The following is a 17,879-nucleotide window of genomic DNA, read 5'->3' on the forward strand; positions in this document are numbered from 1 at the left end:
TGCAAAGAGGATCGGCACGGACAGTCATTCGCTGACATAAGATACAGTATTCGGAGAAAAACGCGGAGATTTCCGCGCCAAGGCTTAGTGAGGAGTAGGTAGATTGACAAAGTATGTAATCAACGGCGGCAAGACGCTGAATGGTGAGGTGACCATCTCCGGCGCAAAGAATGCAGCGGTCGCAATCGTTCCGGCGGCTCTGCTGGCAGATGGCCCGGTTCGTCTTGAAAACGTGCCCAAGATCATTGATGTAACGCTGCAGATGGAGATCATGCGTGAGCTGGGCGCGCAGATCCGCCAGATCAACGCCACTACGGTGGAAATCCAGAATGCGCAGAACCCGAGTCTCAAGCCGCACGAGCTGGAGCGCAAGCTGCGCGCATCCTACTATCTGCTCGGCGTGCTGCTCGGCAAGTATGGCTTTGCCGAGGTAGCAATGCCCGGCGGCTGCAACTTCGGCGGTGTCCGTCCGATCGACCAGCACATCAAGGGTTTTGAAGCTCTGGGCGCAAAGGTAACGCTGCCCAAGGGCGGTTACATCCGGGTCGAGGCACCCGAGGACGGCCTGCACGGCGCACATATTTATTTTGACGTTGTTACGGTCGGCGCGACCATGAACATCATGCTCGCAGCCGTTCTGGCCAAGGGTCAGACGATTATGGAGAACTGCGCGAAGGAGCCGCACATTGTCGATCTGGCGAACTTCCTGAATGCAATGGGTGCGGATGTTAAGGGCGCCGGCACCGATGTGATCAAGATCCGCGGTGTAGAGAGCCTGCACGGCGGCAGTTACTCCATCATTCCGGATCAGATCGAGGCGGGCACCTTTATGGCAGCCGTTGCAGCCTGCGGCGGTTCGGTTCTGGTGAAGAATGTTATTCCGCGTCATCTGGAGTGCATCACCGCAAAGCTGCGTGAGATGAGCGTTGAGGTCACCGAGTTTGACGATGCGGTGCTCGTTCGCCGCGAGGGCAAGCTGACCAAGACCAACATCAAGACCCTGCCGTACCCGGGCTTCCCGACCGACATGCAGCCGCAGATGACGACGGCGCTGTGTCTGGCAGAGGGCACCAGCATCATCACCGAGGGGATCTGGGGCAGCCGCTACCGCTATACCGAGGAGCTGACCCGCATGGGCGCAAGTATTCATGTGGACGGCGCGATCGCGGTTGTTGAGGGCGTCAAGGAGCTGAATGGTGCTCCGGTCCGTGCACACGACCTGCGCGCAGGCGCGGCGATGGTTATCGCCGGTCTGGCAGCCAAGGGTGTTACCGAGGTCGAGCAGGTGCAGAACATCGAGCGCGGCTATGAGACGCTCGTAGAGAAGTTTGTTGCTCTGGGTGCGGATATGTATCGCTCCGAGATTCCGGAAAGCGCCGAGAACAAGTAATTTCTAATTGTAATGAGGAAAAAAGGCGGAGGGAGCATCCTTTCGCCTTTTTTGCAGAATATAAGGCAGATGAGCAGAATGAAAGCAGAATGCATGGTTCGGCGTGCGTCTGATGCGGACATGGATGCGGTTCTCGCTTTTGCTGCGCAGATTTTCGCGGACGAGCAGGATATTCCGAAGGAGCTGAACTTCATTCCGGCGGATAAGCAGCCGCAGTGGTGGTGCATGGAGCAGGACGGCGAACTCGTCGGCACAGCGGCCATCTACCGCGAGGGCGGGCAGTGGCACATGGGCCGTATCACGGTCGCGCGCAGACTGCGCGGACAGCACAAGGGAACCTTTCTGCTGAAACGCGTGCTGGAAGATGTTTTTGCACAGGATGTGGATAACATTTCCCTCGAAGCGAGAGACGCAACGGTGCACATTCTTACCGGATTCGGCGCAGAGATTGCCGGGGACCCGTTTGCATTCTACTGCGGAAACGTCACACCGATGATTCTAACGCGAACTGCCTTTTTGCAGCACACAAACGGATGAAAACAACTGCTGAAGGAGTACCATGGCAGAGCATTATTATTACAGTATCGCCAGCGGTTCGAGCGGCAACTGCGGCTTATATATGGCGGACGGCACCGCGATCCTGATCGATCTCGGTGTGTCGCTGCGCAGGATTACGACTGCGCTGAAGGCACTGTCGCTCACGCTGGAGGATATTTCGGCGGTGGTGCTGACGCATGAGCACATCGACCATGTGAAGGGACTGCCGATGTTTCTTAAAAAAGCGAGGCGCCGGTGTTCGCCACTCGCGGCACAGCCGAGGCTTTCGAGGAAAAGAATCCGGAGTACGCCGACCGTCTGAACGTATTCGACAGCGGCGAGCGCTTCTGGGTCAGGGATGTGGACGTTGTGCCGTTCCCGACGCCGCATGACGCAGCTGAGAGCACGGGCTACATATTCGAGCACGGCGGCAGCCGGTTCGGCTTTGCCACCGACCTCGGCTTTGTGCCGCGCGATGCGGCCGAGCTTATGCGCGGCTGCGAAATGGTTGTGCTGGAGAGCAACCACGATCCGCATATGCTGCAGGCCGGTCCGTACCCGTATTCACTCAAGATGCGCGTTGCCGGACCGAGCGGGCACCTGTCCAATCCGGACTGCGCCGTGTTTGCAGCGGATCTGGTGAAAAGCGGCACGCGAACGCTTGTGCTGGCGCACCTGAGTGAGAAAAACAACATGCCGGAGCTGGCGCGGCAGCAAACGCTGTCGGCGCTGCGCGGACTGCCCGCGTGCGAGGTGCTCGTTGCGCCGAAGGAGCACATGGAGCATCCGGTATCATTTGGGGAGGAAAGGCTATGCTCTCTGTCCGGCTGATCTGCGTCGGAAAGCTCGGAGAAAAATTCTGGGCAGACGCTGTAAAGGAATATACCAAGCGCCTCGGTGCATATTGTAAATTAGAGATCATCGAGCTGCCCGAGCAGCGCTTGCCGCAGACGCCCTCTGAGGGCGAGATCGCGCAGGCGCTCGAAAAGGAAGCCGCGCTCATCGAGAGCAAGCTGCTGCCCGGCGCGTCTGTGATTGCGATGTGCGTGGAAGGCAAGCCGATGTCCTCTGAGCAGCTGGCGGACTATTTCGGCAAGCTGACCGTATCGGGGACAAGCAAGATCTGCGTGCTCATTGGCGGCTCGTGCGGCCTGTCCGAGCGGGTGAAAAAGAAGGCGGCGCTGCGGCTGTCCATGTCACCGATGACGTTTCCGCATCATTTAGCAAGAGTGATGGTGCTCGAGCAGATTTACCGCGCGCTCAATATCGCGGCAGGCGGCAAGTACCACAAGTGAGAAGAGGGACAGCATGACAAAAGAACAGCTCGCGGCGATCGCGTGGTGCTGCTGCTCGGCGTAGTCTTTTTTGTGCGGCTGTACCGTCGGCAGCAGGAACCGCCGAAAGAGCCGCCAAAGCCGAGGCCGCTGCCGAAAACCGGTAAAATGCGCTGTCCGATGTGCGGCGCGGAAGCAAAAGTCACGGGCAAACAGTGGGAGTGTCCGTGGTGCGGAGACTCCGGCTGGCTCAAATAAAGTTTGGGTATAAAAACAACCCGGTTAAATGTGGCTAACATCAAGAAAAACCATTTACTTTATTCATAAGATTTTGTAAAATGTAATATAGATGAGAACGCGGTTATTCGCACGGGACAAATGCGAAGCCGCGATGAGGGAAATTATATTTCAGGAGGGGCGTCCCATGATTATCACGATAACGCTTAACGCTGCACTGGACCGTACGCAGCGTATCGAGCACCCGCTGCAGGTGGGCAAGCTTAATCGCGCGGTGTCCAGTCATCTGGAACCGGGCGGCAAGGGCATCAACGTGTCGCGCGCGATCAAGGCGTTGGGCGGCAGCAGTATTGCGCTTGGCTTCAGTGCGGGCACGAACGGTCGCATTATGAAGGACATGCTGACAGCAGCGGACATTCACCACGATTTTGTTGATATTGCGGGACAGCTCCGTATCAATACGCAGATCATTGATGCGCAGGGCGGCCATACAGAGGTAAATGAGCCGGGCAACAAGCTGGATGATTCGGATTTCCTGCGCTTGCTCGACCGCATGGAGAACTATCTGGACGAGGGCAATATCTTCGTTCTGGCGGGTTCTACGCCGCCGGAGTTCCCGCTGAAGAACTACCGTAAGCTGTGCAAGACCATCAAGAAGCACGGCTGCAAGCTGATCATCGACGCACAGGGCGAGCTGCTGCAGGAGGCACTGAGGTGCGAGCCGGACTTTGTAAAGCCGAACATCTTCGAGCTGGCTGAGGCTGTAGGCGACAAGCCGTCCGCCGATCCCGAGGTCGTTGTACATTCCGCACGCAAGATGCTGGATATGGGCGCAAAGGCTGTCTGCGTTTCCATGGGTCAGGAGGGCGCTCTGCTCACCGCAAAGGACGAGCCGGAGTCGCTGTACGTTACCACCAACCCGAAAATCTACGACGAAGGTGCGGTCGGTACCGGCGATGCAATGGTCGGCGCAATTGCAAACGCTATGCACGCGGGCATGAAGTTTGACGAGGTGGCACGCTACGCTGTTGCGATGGGCCGTGCATGTGCCCGTCTGGCCGGCACCGAGATGGCCTCTCTCAAGAAGGTTTACGAGGTGTACGAGACCACGCAGGTTTACGTTCTCTGAGCTGTCGCGGAATCACGGTTCCGCCGACAAGCAGGAACGGACCGCAGGCCGTTCCAAAGTCGTCCGAAAGTTCCTATACAGAAACTTTCTTCCTCTTAAAGTCAAAAAGAGTGATATATGCTCCCTCTTTTTTGGCATTTGCAATGCAAATGCTATTTTATACGCGCTGCCGCGCGGGACGATGAAATCTGGTAGTTAGTTGAGAAATGGAGAGAACAACAGATTGTTGTTCTCTCTTTTACGCTTTTCGCAATTACTTTAAGGAGTTAACAAATATGGATAAAAAACAATTACAGCAGCGCGTCACGGAGCAGCGCCGCCGCGTACGCCGCAGACTGACCATTCGCGGCGTACTGTCGCTTCTGGTCGTGCTGACATTCATCCGCTGTGCGTTCATGCAGCGGTATGAGAATATGTTCGTGTGCGTGCTGTCGCTTGTGCTGCTGGCGATGCCGACGCTGATTGAAAAACAGCTTGCCATCGACATCCCGCCGATGATGGAAGCTATCATCTACTGCTTCATCTATGCCGCCGAGATCCTGGGTGAGATCAATTCGTTCTACACCATCATTCCCGGATGGGACACCATGCTGCACACGATAAACGGATTTCTGGTCGCGGCGGTCGGCTTCTGCCTGGTTGACCTGTTTAACCGAAGCGAACGGTTTACCTTCAAGCTGTCGCCGCTGTTCCTGGCTATCGTGGCGTTTTGCTTCTCCATGACGGTCGGCGTGCTGTGGGAATTTTTCGAGTTCACCGCCGATCAGGTGATGCACACGGACATGCAGAAGGACTATGTCGTGCACGAGGTCAACTCGGTGTCGCTCAACCCGGACGGCCTGAATGTGCCGGTGCATGTGCAGATTGAGTCGGTCAGCGTTAACGGTGAGGACTGGACGGAGCAGCTTGGCGGCTATCTGGATATTGGCCTGATCGACACGATGAAGGATCTGCAGGTCAACTGCATCGGTGCGATCGCGTTTTCCATCATCGGCTTCTTCTACGTCAAGCACCGCGGCAAGGGCAAGCTGGCAGCAGCGCTCATTCCGGTTGTGCTCGATCCCGAAAAAGAAAAAAGTAAAAAAGATGAGCGAAACAGGGAACCAAATGACGAGTGATTCCGTCTAATTCAATACTATCCCCGAAAACGATTTGAAGGAGAGTATGGAAGTATGATGAAAAAACGAATGACCGCAGGTGCGCTTGCGGCTTTGATGGCGGCAACTCTGCCGATTTCCGCGTGCGCGGCTCAGAATTCGGCACCGCAGCCGCAGCTGAATACCGCAGAGCACATGCAGTATATGAACGGCTACACGGACGGCACCTTCCGTCCGGATGCATCCATCACCCGTGCAGAGGCGAGCAAGCTGCTGGCCTCTCTGCTGGTGAACAAGGTCAAGAATGAGGACCATCTGTTTAATGACGTTTCGGTTTCCGCGTGGTATGCGGACGCTGTTCGTCAAATGACCGGTTTCGGTCTGGTGAACGGTTATACGGACGGCACGTTCAAGCCGAACGCTAAGATTACCCGTGCGGAGTTTGTAGCGATTCTGTCGCGCTTCCCGCACACCGATATCGGCACGGACAAGTCGTTCGCCGATGTACCCAAGACCAGCTGGGCGTACAACGCGGTGCAGACTGCTCTGGCTCAGGGCTGGATTTCGGCAGGCACGAATTTCCGTCCGAATGCGCCGATTACCCGTGCGGAGACGGTAACCATCCTCAACCGTGTGCTCGGCCGTCAGGCGGACGAGTTTACGATCAATACGAGTGAGGGCATCCGTATTATGCCGGACGTGCCGAACACGCACTGGGCATACTGGGATATGCTTGAGGCAACCACCGACCATAAGTTTGACAAGTCGAGCGGCTCCGAACAGTGGACCTCATTCGATAAGGAGACCACCGATTTGACGCCGGGCTGGCATAACATTGGCGGCAAGCTGTTCCATGTCAATGAGGACAAGCAGTTTGACCATGACAAGTTCATCGGCTCGCTCGAGCTTGACCACAACGGCTACTACATCACCGGCTCGACCGAACTGGACGCGCTGCTGGCTTCGGCAGTAAAGAGCGTTGTCAAGGACAGCATGACCCAGCAGCAGAAGCTGCGTGCGGTGTATGATTACGCGAAGAATACGTTCGGTTACCTCGGCATCGGCGCGGCTGACACTTCGAAGAGCGACTGGGCGCTGACCTCCGCGACTGATATGCTTAAGACCCACAAGGGCAACTGCTACTCGTGGGCGGCAGGCTTTACTTACCTCGCTCGTCAGGTCGGCTTTGACGCACAGGCGATTCCTGGAACCGGCGTTTCGCCCAAGGGCAGTGAATCGGTTCACGCGTGGACCGAGATCACCATTGACGGTACGGCGTACACCTTTGACCCGCAGATTGAAAGCGTGTATAAGAAGCGCTACAACGAGAATTACGATCTGTTCATGAAGAAGTACGGCGAGGCTGTCTGGGGTTATAAAAAGCCGGAGGTGAGCGAGCCGGAGCAGCCGGAGACCGTCAAGGTGGATAAGCAGCTTTCCGCGCTGGTGAGCAAGATTTACGGTGCGCATCCGTTCGGCGGCATGGGCGTTGCTGAGGAGGCGCTCTACAACGGCATGGGTGAGGACGGCATGAGCCGCGGCCTGTTCTGGTACCTTGGCACGGATGATATCAAGTTTGAGGCAGGCGTGGCCTCCGAGTCTATGATTACTTCGCAGGCACATTCCATCGTTGTTCTGCGCTTTGCGGATGAAAAGCAGGCCGCAGACGCAGCGGCTAAGCTCAAGACCACGGTCGACCCGCGCAAGTGGATCTGCGTAGGCGTTGATGAGGCCAAGGTTGTCTCCAAGGGCAAGCTGGTCTGCGTTGTGATGGACGACGAAAACGGCGATTACTACATCAATAATTTCAAGGCGAATGCCTGAAACTGACCTTGTGAAACTTGCGTGAACTGACACTTTCCTAAAGCCACAATATCGCATACAATAGGCTTACAGACAGAATTACTGGAAAAGAGGGTATGCGATATGACAGGAAAAAACATCAGAAAGCTTGTGCTGGCAGCACTGCTGGCGGCACTGACGGCAGTTGCTACGATGATCATCCGCATTCCGACACCGACACAGGGTTACATTCACCTCGGTGACGGCATGGTGCTGATCTGCGGCATTCTGCTCGGTCCCGGTCTGGGTGCACTGGCAGCCGGTATCGGCTCGATGATGGCGGACCTTATCGGCGGCTACATGGCATGGGTGCCCGGCACGTTTGCCATCAAGGCGCTGACCGCTCTGCTCGGCGGCTGGCTGTACCACCGCATGGCAGGCAAGGGCATGAATACGATTACCCGTGTGGTTCTGTGCGGCATTCCGGCAGAGATCGTCATGGTTCTGGGCTACTTTGTGTACGAGGTCGGCATGGAGGTCGTGATGGGCAGCAGCATGGGCGCTGCGGCAGCCGCGGTTGTTCTCGGCGTGCCGATGAATATCGTGCAGGGCATTGCGGGCATCATCGTTGGTGCGGTGCTGCTTCCGGTACTCAGTCACGCAAGCGCGGAGATGGGCGAGAAGATTCGCGCTTGATAAATGGATAGGAAAAACGGTTCCGTCTCCGGAACGTTTTTTTATGCGAATTTTGATTTGTTATTGTGTGATTCTCTGTGGAACGGCGGGGGGACCTCACCCCGCTGTTTCTACTTGAATTGCACCAATCAACGTCGATGATATAAATGGATTTGACAAACGGTTTCACACCATACGGTTACGCAATTATCCCCAACCTGTGGATAATGAAAAAAGGACAGGAAATTTTCCTGTCCTTTTGGTCTATATGCGGTTACTCTTCCGAAACAAATACGCCGTAAATCGCGCTTGCGAGCTTCTTGAAGATATTCACGATACGCGCAAGAACGCCTTCGTCGGCAGCATCCTGATCCGAGGTGACAGCATCATCGTCATCGTCGGTCGAAATCTCCTGCGTGCGCAGGATGAACTGCAGACTGCTCGGTGTCGGGTTCATACTGCTCGTGACAGACTGCAGGTCGGCCGAGGAGTCGATATTGAGGATGTTGGTATCGTCCTCAAGGTCGGTCTTAGCGTTGTCGATGGCATTATGAATATCATCGGTCGCGTTCTGCAGCTTATTCGAGCTGTTCGAGCGGGAAGCCTTATCGAGCACATCGAGCAGGCCGTCGAGCGTGGTCTGTGTGCTGGCATCCGCGTCGCTGCGAACCGAGCGCAGCGTGCTGTTGACCGTGTCGAGCAGCTGGTAGGACGCAGTGAGCGTTTTGGTAGTGGTGCCGATCAGCTCGGTGCCCTTGTCGATGGAGGACGAGGTGATCGAGGTCAGCTGGTTGAGCGACTCGGTCAGTGCCGGAATCTCGGTCAGCTGCTGGTTGACGCGGCCAAGTGTGGTGTTGGCGAGTTCGGTCAGCTTTTTGCCCTCGGTGGTGAAGTCCTGACCGAGACCCTTGTAATCGTCGAGTACGTCGCAGATATCGTCGAGATTGTCGAGGATGGAATCCGAGGTGTCGAGGAAGCCGGACAGCGAGCTGGAGGCACTCGACAGGTTGCCGGCTGCGCTCTGCAGCGCGTCCAACAGATTCTTGGTGCTGCTGGAGATTGCGCTGAGCAGTTGACCTATGCTTGCAGCCATATCCTCAGTAATCACACCTTTTTTGACCAAGGTCGTCAATATGTTCGTCATTGCGGTATTGATAGAACCGTTCAGATCATTCAGAGCCTTGATACGGTCGTTCAGATCATTCATATCGCTCTTAATGTTCTTCAGATCCTTCTTCATATTGGAAAGATCACTCTGCAGCTCACTGATATACAGCCACTCCGAACCGGTCTTATCATCCAGATCATCCATGAGATCCTCGAGATTATTCAGCGAGGTACGGATATTCTGCAGCAGCGTCTGGTACTCGGTGATATCTGCACCGGACTCCTCGAGCGTATCGAGAATGCTGTTCGTGGTCGCGTTCAGCTTAACGAGCGTGTCCTTGGTGTTATTCAGTTCCGGGATCAGCGAATCGCTTTCGCCGGTCAGCTTTTCCAGAGCGGTCAGCGCGGCATCCGTTTTGGGATCAATCGTGCCGCGGTCCTTGATCAGCTGCTGGCGCACGGCATTGATGCCCGAAATACCGCTCGACATCGTACCCATGCCGTTCTGCATGGACTGAATGGTGTCGAGCATGCTGCTCATGCCGGAGTACAGGCTGTCGCCGGAATCGCTTAGGCGGTCCTTGACGTCCTTCAGGTCGGAGATGATATCCAGCGAGGACAGGGTAGCCGGCGTCATAAACATGAACATACCCATGTTCTCAAAGTTATCCGAGCCGATACGCACGGTGAACGTGCTTTCCTCGCCCGGCATACCCATGAATACGACCAGCTTGTAGGTTCCCACGGACTGAACCTGTGCACCCGGTGCATCAATGGAAAGCGCCTTGCTCATGTCGATACCGGTGCCGCAGACGAGCATCATATTGTTTTTGTAGTAGTCGCTTGCGTAGCTGTTCGGTACTGCGTGAATGGTGATCTCCACCAGACCGTTTGCGCCTGCACAGTCCTCCGCCTTGACCGAAACACCGTTCAGCTTGTAGGAAACATCAAAGTTCCACGGCATCTGGATATTGACCTTGTCGGTCGGGATGCACTCGTAGTAGAAGCGTTGCTTGCTGGTGTCGGACAGCTTCCAGTACACCGAATTGTCCTTGATGACCGGCTCGTCATAGGTGCTCATGTTGTACACATCTGCGTAGCTGCCGAAATCGGTGAACTCGGTGTGGCCGTTCAGGCTGACACCCTTTACGATGCGCGTATTGGTCGGCGCACCGTAGTAATCCATGTTGATATATACCGATTCGTCGGTTTCTACCGTGGGCGCGGCGGCCTGTGCCGCCTGCGGCAGTGTGAACGCAAGAACAAGCGAGGCTGCGGTCAGTCGGCGCAGCTTATCTGTTTTCATGGTCGTTCTCCTCCGTATTATCGTTCTGGTTGTCGTTCTGGCTGTTGTTCGGCTTGTTTTTGTCGCTGCCGAGGCGCTGGGCCAGATGCTCAAGCTGTTCCTTCCGCATCTCAATACGGTTATGGATGCGCATACGCAGCTTTTTGCCAATCATGCGCTTGTGTGCGGATTCTTCGGTCTGCTGCTGCCTGGACGGCTCCTGCGTCGGCGGTGTGTAGTTCTGCGGCAGCTTGAAGCCATCGCCGTTCATCAGGTTCTTGAGCTTGAGGTGCAGCTCCTTGTTGCGCGCCTTGCGGTTCTCGCGGATCTGGTTCTGCAGGTTGACGCGCTGCTGACGCAGCTCGCTCAGAATCGGAAGCTTGATCTTGGTCGCGCGGATCTTGTTCATCTTGGCGTGCTTCTTTTCTGCGTAATCCGACTTGACGATCCAGCGGTCGAACAGCATCAGGCACATCGGCAGGAAGAACAGGACCAGAATAACCGAAATCAGTGCACCGCGGCCGATCAGCTGACCCAGACCGGAAATCGCTTCGACCGAGGTCATGAAGTACAGGCCGTAGGCAACCGTCATAACGATCAGACCGGAGGTCATAACCGATTCGGCGCTGACCGATACCGCCCGTATTGCGGCTTCCTTTTTATCCCCTTGTGAGCGGGCATCCAGATAGTTGCCGGTCATCAATATTGAATAGTCAACCGTAGCACCTAACTGGATACAGCCGACGATGATAAAGCCGAGGTACATGGTTCGCTGACCGTAAATGTACGGCAGAGCGGTGTTGATGAAGATCGCGCATTCAATCGGGATGAGTACGACGATCGGCAGGATCAGTGCCTTGTAGGTTATCGCGATAACGAGTGCTACACCCAGCAGGGAAACGATGTTGACGCGGTTGTAGTCCGGCACAATAATATCCTTAATATCCTGCGTGGACGGCGTTACGCCGACAAGGTAGGTCGTTTCGTTCGGGTAATACTTGTCAATGATCGCGCGGATGTTGTCCGAGAATTTGAAGGCATCATCACTTTCACCGGCGGAACGCACGTTGATGATCACGCGTGCCCAGTTTTTCGAGTGCATCAGGCTGGTGATGTTCTCTGGCAGGAAATCCTCGGGAATGCCTTCCGGCAGAACGGACGACAGGCTGAGCGCGTACTTGACGTAGGACAGGTCGTCGATCTCCTCGGTCATCTTTTTCTCGGTGATGTTGCTGTCGGGCGGGACAAGTGCGATCATCATGTTGCTCTTGCCGAACTTTGCATTCATCTGCTGCTCAGCCTCGTAAACCGGTGTACCGGGTGAGTTTGCAACGGCCTCGTTGCCGTAAGAGAAATTCGCCATACCCTGTGCAATGTAGCAAGGAATGATGATGATAAGAACCACAAGAAATACGATGCGACGGATTTTGTACGCAAATTCACCGATGCCGCGGCCCTGTTTGGGGATAAACGGACGGTGCTGCGTCTTGGCAATGATGTTCTGCGAACGCAGGATGAGCGCCGGCATGAGCAGCAGCACAGTCAGCAGGCTGAGCGCGATGCCCTTTGCCAGTACGAAGCCCATATCCGGGCCGATGCCGAAGTTCATCAGCGCCATGGCGGCAAAGCCGACGATGGTCGTCATGCCGGAAGCGCCGATGGACGAAAAGGCGGTTCGCCAGGCGTTCGCCATCGCCTGTTCGGGTTCTGCACCGGTTGCGCGCTCCTGTGTGAAGGCGTGCAGCAGGAAGATGGAGTAGTCCATCGAGCAGGCCAGCTGCAGCACCGCACCAACGGCGTTGGACAGGAACGAAATCTCGCCGAAGATGATGTTCGTGCCCATGTTGATGAGGATTGCAATGCCGAGCACGGACAGGAACAGCACCGGCTCAAACCACGAGGTGGTCGTGATCGTCAGAATGATGTAAATAATGACGACGGCCAGTGCCATAACACGGGCGACCTCTTTGTTAATGGTCGGGCCGAGGTTGGTATCCGATACAGCGGAGCCTGCTACCAGACCTTTGTCACCGACGATGTTTTCAATCTCATGCACTGCCTTGTGGGTCTGGTTAGACGAGTCCTTGTCGGTGAAGATAACATCCATGTAGGCGGTGTTATCCTTGTAGTAGTCGTCGATATTGTCGTAGTTGATGAATTCGCTCGAGCCGTAGATATTGGTGGCCATATCGCACCACATGACCATGTCCACACCGTCAACGTCCGCGATACGGTCCTTTATGTTTTTGGCTTCGTACAGCGTCACATCCTCGAGCATGACGCGTCCCATGCCGGGATAGGTAAATTCGTCCTCCATGATGTCCAGCGCCTGTGCGGACGGAGACGAATCCGGCAGGTATTTTGTTAAATCGTAGTTGATCCCAACCATCGGCACACAGATTAAACTGAAGATGATCAGTACGATATAGATCTTTTCAATCAGTTTTCGATTGTTAATGATCAGGTCAACAGGGCTATGTCCTTTAAGTTTCACAAAGAAAACACCATCTTTCTCAGAAATAGATATTGTGTAGGATTTCTTTTCGTGTTATAGTATAGTACATAAGGATAACGAACGCAATAATCAAATATGATAAGAGTGAATGATAACGCACAAAAATATTGTATATGTTCGTTAAAATGCGAATTACGGAAATGGAACGGAAAAAGCAATATGAATGGAGTGAAATACCATGGCAGAAGTGGAGGATAAGCGCATCCGACGAACGAAAAAGCTGCTGCGGCAGGCACTGACGCGGCTGATGCAGCAGAAGGACTTCCAGAGCATCACCGTGACCGACGTAGTGCGCGAAGCGGATATCAACCGCGGCACATTTTATGCGCATTATCGGGACGTGTATGACCTGCGCGATAAGATCGAGACAGGGATGATCGAGGATTTCCGCGGGATGATCGCAGCCATCCGTCCGAGCGAGACGGTAACGCTCAAGCTGGTGCTCAGCCGTCTGATGGATTATCTGGAGGAGAATCGTGAGATCGTCACCGCACTCATCAAGGTCAATGCACCGGATGGTTTCGGCAAAAAGATGATCGGCGTTATCGAGGAATGCCGCATGGAGCTGCTGCCGTACCGCAGTGTCGAGGATGCGTATGCTGCACGCTTCCTTGCGACCGGTGTCATCGGCATGACCGAAAAGTGGATCACTGAGTCGCAGCCTATCCCGAAGACCGAGATGGTCAGCCTGATCACTAAGCTGCTGACACCGCTGACACCGCTGGTGCCGCAGTCGGAGGCAGCGCAGAACTGAGTAAATCAGTAGGAATTTAACGGCACGAAAGGGAGTACCCGCAGGCGGGTACTCCCTTTCACTGTATTATCGTTTACGCAGGACAAATTCAGCCAGCCGTTCGGTGGCATCCGGATGGGCGATCTCGCTCATGGTTCTCCGCACGGTCTCCAGCCGCACCGGATTGCAGAACAGCTCGTACACCGCCTCGTCGATCGGGAAGTGCTTGGTAATGAGCGCCGCCATGCCGTTGTTGACCAGAAAATCAACATTTCGCTCCTCGTGCCCGGGGATCGGATCGAACAGCAGCATCGGCAGGTTTTTCGCCAGAGCCTCGGACACGGTAAGACCGCCCGGCTTGGATACAATGCAGTCGGACGCGCTCATCATCACCTCTACGTTGTGTACAAAGCCGTAGGGATAGATCCTGCAGCTGCCCTGATAATGCGCGGCAAACTGCTCTACATGGTAGAGCATCTTTTTGTTGTTGCCGCATACCACAAGAAACTGGAACGGCGTGCCGATCTGCGACAGGCTTTCGATGTTTTTCACATGGTCGGCGTGGCCCATGCTGCCGCCCATCAGCAGGATGGTTTTCATTTTCGGGTCAATGCCGAGCTGTGCTGCCGCGTCCTCGCGGGACAGCTTTTCGTTGAATTTCGGGTGCACCGGAATGCCGAACGGCAGGATGCGGTCCTCCGGAATGCCGCGCTGCACACAGCGGTAGGTGAGCAGTTCACTCGCGGTGACGATGTACTGCACGCGCGGCACATCCTCCAGTACGGGTGGAGCGTGTAGTCGGTAACAATGCCGATGGTCTCGATATCGGCGAGTTTTTTGCGTTTTTTCAGCTCATCGACCATCTGTGCGGCAAAAACATGCGTACAGATGATAACATCGGGCACATGGTTCGCAATGACCTTGGCAAACTTGGACGCACCGAGTGCGTTGATGATATTGATAATGCTCGGCGCAGAGTTAAAATAGCTTGCGCCGTTGTTCTCAGCCAGCTGGTAGACCAGACGGTACAGCGTCTGCATGTGCTTGGAGGAGAACAGATATCCCTTGTCGATGGTGGTTTTGATCAGGTTGCTGATATAGGCGTAAACATCCAGCGTGTGAACTTCCGCGCCCTTGGATTCCAGCATGTCGCCGATGGCCTTTGCGGTGGCATGGTGACCGAAACCGGCGGTGACGGATAAAATCAGTACTCTCATACAATGCCTCTCCTTATATTGCGGCATTTGTGCTGACCGGACAGGACAGCATGCCTAAGGATATTTTATCGTAAACATGCGAAAAAATCAAACTACACTTTCGTTAAATGTATGCGGATAAGCGATATGCAGCGGTATTTCCGGTATCATATATTCCTTTTTTTCAGGTCCGGCAGGAGTTTTTCTCGGTTAGCTATTTTATTCCGGGCGATTTTGTACTATAATAAATCTAATAAACGAAAATACAGGAGGCTTAGGGAAATGGCTCTGTCTATTAAGCCCTACATTGAAAATAAGGAACGCATCCACCTGATCGGCATCGGCGGCGTGTCCATGAATTCGCTTGGCGAGCTGCTGCTCAGCCGCGGTGTGCCGATTTCCGGCTCCGACCGTCTGCGTACGGATGTTACCGCGCGGCTGGAGGCTCTGGGCGCAAAGATTACCTACGAGCACAAGCCGGAGAACGTCGAGGGTGCGTCGCTCATCGTGCGTACCGCTGCCGTGCATGATGACAATCCGGAGATCGTCCGCGCCCATGAGCTGGGCATTCCGGTCATGGAGCGTGCCGAGGCATGGGGACACCTCATGCGCGATTATGACAACGTGGTTTGTCTGGCAGGCACGCACGGCAAGACAACTTCCACCTCGATGATGACGCTCATGACCATGGAAGCGCAGATGGACCCGACCGTTATGGTCGGCAGCAACCTGCCTGCCATCGGCGGTACGCTCCGCATCGGCGGCAAGGGCTGTTTTGTGGCTGAAAGCTGCGAATACTGCAACTCGTTCCTGCGCTTTGCACCGACCGTTGCGGTTATCCTCAATGTAGAGGAGGATCATCTCGACTTCTTCAAGGATATCAACGATATCATCCACTCGTTCCACGAGTTTGCCGAGCTGACCCCGATGAACGGCCTTGTTGTCGTCAACGGCGATGACCCGCATGCAATGCGCAGTGTGGCAGGTATCAACCGCAAGGTCCGTACCTTCGGCACGAGCGCAACCTTGGACGTTTACCCGACCGACGTGCGCGATGAGAACGGCTACTACCGCTTTACCGTTATGGTAGAGGGGAAGAAATACGCTAAGGTGGCGCTGTCCGTTCCGGGCCGTCATAACATGCTGAACGCACTGGCGTGCTGCGCCGCTGCCGAGTTCCTCGGTGTGCCGGGTGACGCTGCCGAGCGCGGTCTGAACAAGTTCACCGGTTCGTCCCGCCGCTTCCAGCTGGTCGGAAAAATGCCGAACGGCGCAACCGTCGTGGACGATTACGCACATCATCCGAGCGAGATGAAGGCCACGCTGAACACCGCAAAGGAAATGCACTTCGACCGTATCCTGTGCGCGTTCCAGCCGCACACATATACCCGCACTAAGGCGCTGTTCCACGAGTTCGTGGAGGCGCTCAAGATGTGCGATCAGGCGGTTCTTGCTCCGATCTATGCCGCCCGCGAGAAGAATACCATCGGCATTTATTCCTCGGATATCGCCAGAGAGGTGCCGGGCGCGGTATCGTTCGACAGCTTTGACGAGATTGCGGATTATCTCCGTAAGGAGGCAGGCCCGAATGATCTGGTGCTCACCATGGGCGCCGGTAATATCAATGAAGTCGGACCGATGCTGATTAAGAATAAGTAAACAGATAACGAGAAAACCCGCTTTCGAGCGGGTTTTCTTTTGCCAAATTGAGAATTGAAAATGGAAAATGGAGAATTGACGTGACGGTTATACAATGTGCAGACGGGATACAAACGGTGCGCCGAGGTCGCACCCCAGGCACTTTCTCTTGCCCTTCGGGCAATTCACCTTGCCGCACCATGCGGTAAAGATTATTGATAATCGTAATCCGTAGGAACTGTCTATAACAACGCGTAAAAGAGTTGCGCGACACAGATGTGTCGCGCCTGCGGAGAGTAACCGATATGTGTAGCAGTAAGCTGTCTATGAACTGCGAATATTTCACGAAACAAACGTAAGAGTAACCCGACTGTCGTTCTCCTTTTCGGAGCGGTTGCCGGTCTCTGGTCTGCGTCAGGCTAAGAAATAAAGGAAACGGGATTCACAAGGGTGGAAACCTTGGTGTCCATCCTTGTGCCCACCGCCGTGGGTGCGGCGACGTTCCCGCCGCCTGCAGGCAGCAATTCCAACCCGATTTACAGAATGAAAAAAATTTTGAATCCCACTTGACAAAAACGCATAAATGGTTCATACTACAAATATAGAGAATTGTACAATTTGTATAATTCCGGTTGGTAAGGAGGGTGCGTTATGAATAGCAACTTGATTATTACTATTGGTCGTGAATATGGTACCGGTGGTCGTGAGATCGGTCAGAAGCTGGCGCTCCGTCTGGGCGTTCCGTTCTATGACCGGGAACTTATTACCCGTGCGGCTAAAAAGACCGGATTTGACGAAAAGCTGTTCGAGCAGCTCGACAAGCGTGCCACCAACAGCTTCCTGTACTCGCTGACGATGTTCGGTTCGGTTGGTCTGAACGGCATGAGCCTGACCGATCAGCTGTATCTGGCTCAGTCCAATATCATCCGCGAGATGGCAGAGGATTCTTCGTGTGTTATCGTCGGCCGCTGTGCAGACCATGTACTGCGTGACTTCCCGAATAAGTTCGATTTCTTCATCCATGGCTCGATTGAGGACCGTGTAAAGCGCGTTCAGACCTGCGGTGATTACGTCATCGAGGGCAAGACGCCCGAGGCTGCTCTCGAAAAGATGGATAAGCAGCGTTCTACCTATTACAATTACTATACCGGCAAGGTATGGGGCAAGTGCGACCATTACGACCTCTGCATTAACGCAGGCCGTCTGGGCGTTGAATATTCCTCCGATATTATTCTGGAGTACATCAATCGCTTGAAGAAGTAACTGCTGTATAGGGAAAAGAGA

General features: G+C 54.7%; 15 protein-coding genes and 1 pseudogene. 12 read left to right on the forward strand and 4 right to left on the reverse strand.

What is annotated here, in order from left to right; all coding sequences use genetic code 11:
- Window positions 1-103: 103 nt before the first annotated feature.
- From DXB00_RS12035 to DXB00_RS12080, 9 genes and pseudogenes are all read left to right on the forward strand, one after another.
- Window positions 104-1,390: a UDP-N-acetylglucosamine 1-carboxyvinyltransferase gene (locus DXB00_RS12035; protein ID WP_119214988.1), complete on the forward strand. Its 1,287-nt coding sequence runs from the start codon at window positions 104-106 to the stop codon at window positions 1,388-1,390.
- Window positions 1,391-1,468: 78 nt separating this feature from the next.
- Window positions 1,469-1,927, forward strand: coding sequence for a GNAT family N-acetyltransferase (locus DXB00_RS12040; protein WP_158581316.1), 459 nt, complete (start codon window positions 1,469-1,471; stop codon window positions 1,925-1,927).
- A 22-nt stretch (window positions 1,928-1,949) separates the two neighbouring features.
- Window positions 1,950-2,758: pseudogene (locus DXB00_RS12050) on the forward strand (MBL fold metallo-hydrolase).
- Entirely contained in the window at window positions 2,740-3,222 is a 483-nt protein-coding gene (gene rlmH, locus DXB00_RS12055; RefSeq protein ID WP_110436090.1) for a 23S rRNA (pseudouridine(1915)-N(3))-methyltransferase RlmH, read from the forward strand. The pseudogene DXB00_RS12050 and the gene rlmH overlap by 19 nt, the downstream one beginning before the upstream one ends.
- 45 nt (window positions 3,223-3,267) lie before the next feature.
- Window positions 3,268-3,459, forward strand: a complete 192-nt coding sequence (locus DXB00_RS12060; protein ID WP_119214992.1) for a hypothetical protein — start codon at window positions 3,268-3,270, stop codon at window positions 3,457-3,459.
- Between the two features lie 166 nt (window positions 3,460-3,625).
- Window positions 3,626-4,567, forward strand: a complete 942-nt coding sequence (locus DXB00_RS12065) for a 1-phosphofructokinase family hexose kinase (protein ID WP_158578277.1) — start codon at window positions 3,626-3,628, stop codon at window positions 4,565-4,567.
- Window positions 4,568-4,842: 275 nt separating this feature from the next.
- Window positions 4,843-5,685, forward strand: coding sequence for a hypothetical protein (locus DXB00_RS12070; protein ID WP_118646382.1), 843 nt, complete (start codon window positions 4,843-4,845; stop codon window positions 5,683-5,685).
- Window positions 5,686-5,739: 54 nt separating this feature from the next.
- Entirely contained in the window at window positions 5,740-7,488 is a 1,749-nt protein-coding gene (locus DXB00_RS12075) for an S-layer homology domain-containing protein (protein ID WP_118729131.1), read from the forward strand.
- Between the two features lie 102 nt (window positions 7,489-7,590).
- Window positions 7,591-8,142 (forward strand): ECF transporter S component, encoded by a 552-nt coding sequence (locus DXB00_RS12080; protein WP_118360663.1) that lies wholly within the window; start codon window positions 7,591-7,593, stop codon window positions 8,140-8,142.
- Between the two features lie 253 nt (window positions 8,143-8,395).
- Here the strand turns inward: DXB00_RS12080 and DXB00_RS12085 are convergent, their stop codons facing one another.
- Together DXB00_RS12085 and DXB00_RS12090 are read right to left on the reverse strand one after the other, a co-directional pair.
- A complete protein-coding gene (locus DXB00_RS12085; RefSeq protein ID WP_119214993.1) occupies window positions 8,396-10,534 on the reverse strand; it encodes a hypothetical protein in 2,139 nt (712 codons plus the stop codon).
- Window positions 10,521-13,007: an efflux RND transporter permease subunit gene (locus DXB00_RS12090; RefSeq protein WP_243107219.1), complete on the reverse strand. Its 2,487-nt coding sequence runs from the start codon at window positions 13,005-13,007 to the stop codon at window positions 10,521-10,523. The genes DXB00_RS12085 and DXB00_RS12090 overlap by 14 nt, the downstream gene beginning before the upstream one ends.
- A 199-nt stretch (window positions 13,008-13,206) precedes the next feature.
- Between DXB00_RS12090 and DXB00_RS12095 the strand changes: the two genes are divergently transcribed.
- The gene (locus DXB00_RS12095; protein WP_116705151.1) at window positions 13,207-13,782 is read left to right on the forward strand and encodes a TetR/AcrR family transcriptional regulator; all 576 of its coding nucleotides are present in this window, start codon (window positions 13,207-13,209) and stop codon (window positions 13,780-13,782) included.
- A 66-nt stretch (window positions 13,783-13,848) separates the two neighbouring features.
- On the opposite strand, the gene DXB00_RS12100 is transcribed toward DXB00_RS12095, so the two are convergent.
- Both DXB00_RS12100 and DXB00_RS17335 read right to left on the reverse strand, forming a co-directional pair.
- Window positions 13,849-14,361 carry a glycosyltransferase gene (locus tag DXB00_RS12100; RefSeq protein ID WP_119214994.1) on the reverse strand — a complete coding sequence of 171 codons (513 nt, stop codon included), beginning with the start codon at window positions 14,359-14,361 and terminating at the stop codon, window positions 13,849-13,851.
- Window positions 14,358-14,978: an MGDG synthase family glycosyltransferase gene (locus tag DXB00_RS17335; protein ID WP_158581318.1), complete on the reverse strand. Its 621-nt coding sequence runs from the start codon at window positions 14,976-14,978 to the stop codon at window positions 14,358-14,360. Before DXB00_RS17335 ends, DXB00_RS12100 begins: the two co-directional genes overlap by 4 nt.
- Window positions 14,979-15,239: 261 nt before the next feature.
- On the opposite strand from DXB00_RS17335, the gene murC reads away from it, so the two are divergent.
- Together murC and DXB00_RS12115 are read left to right on the forward strand one after the other, a co-directional pair.
- A complete protein-coding gene (gene murC, locus DXB00_RS12110) occupies window positions 15,240-16,616 on the forward strand; it encodes a UDP-N-acetylmuramate--L-alanine ligase (protein ID WP_119214996.1) in 1,377 nt (458 codons plus the stop codon).
- A gap of 630 nt (window positions 16,617-17,246) precedes the next feature.
- Window positions 17,247-17,858: a cytidylate kinase-like family protein gene (locus tag DXB00_RS12115; RefSeq protein ID WP_119214997.1), complete on the forward strand. Its 612-nt coding sequence runs from the start codon at window positions 17,247-17,249 to the stop codon at window positions 17,856-17,858.
- The last annotated feature ends 21 nt before the right edge of the window (window positions 17,859-17,879 follow it).

It is taken from the genome of Butyricicoccus sp. OF10-2, assembly GCF_003481925.1.
Taxonomy (GTDB): Bacteria; Bacillota; Clostridia; order Oscillospirales; family Butyricicoccaceae; genus Agathobaculum; species Agathobaculum butyriciproducens.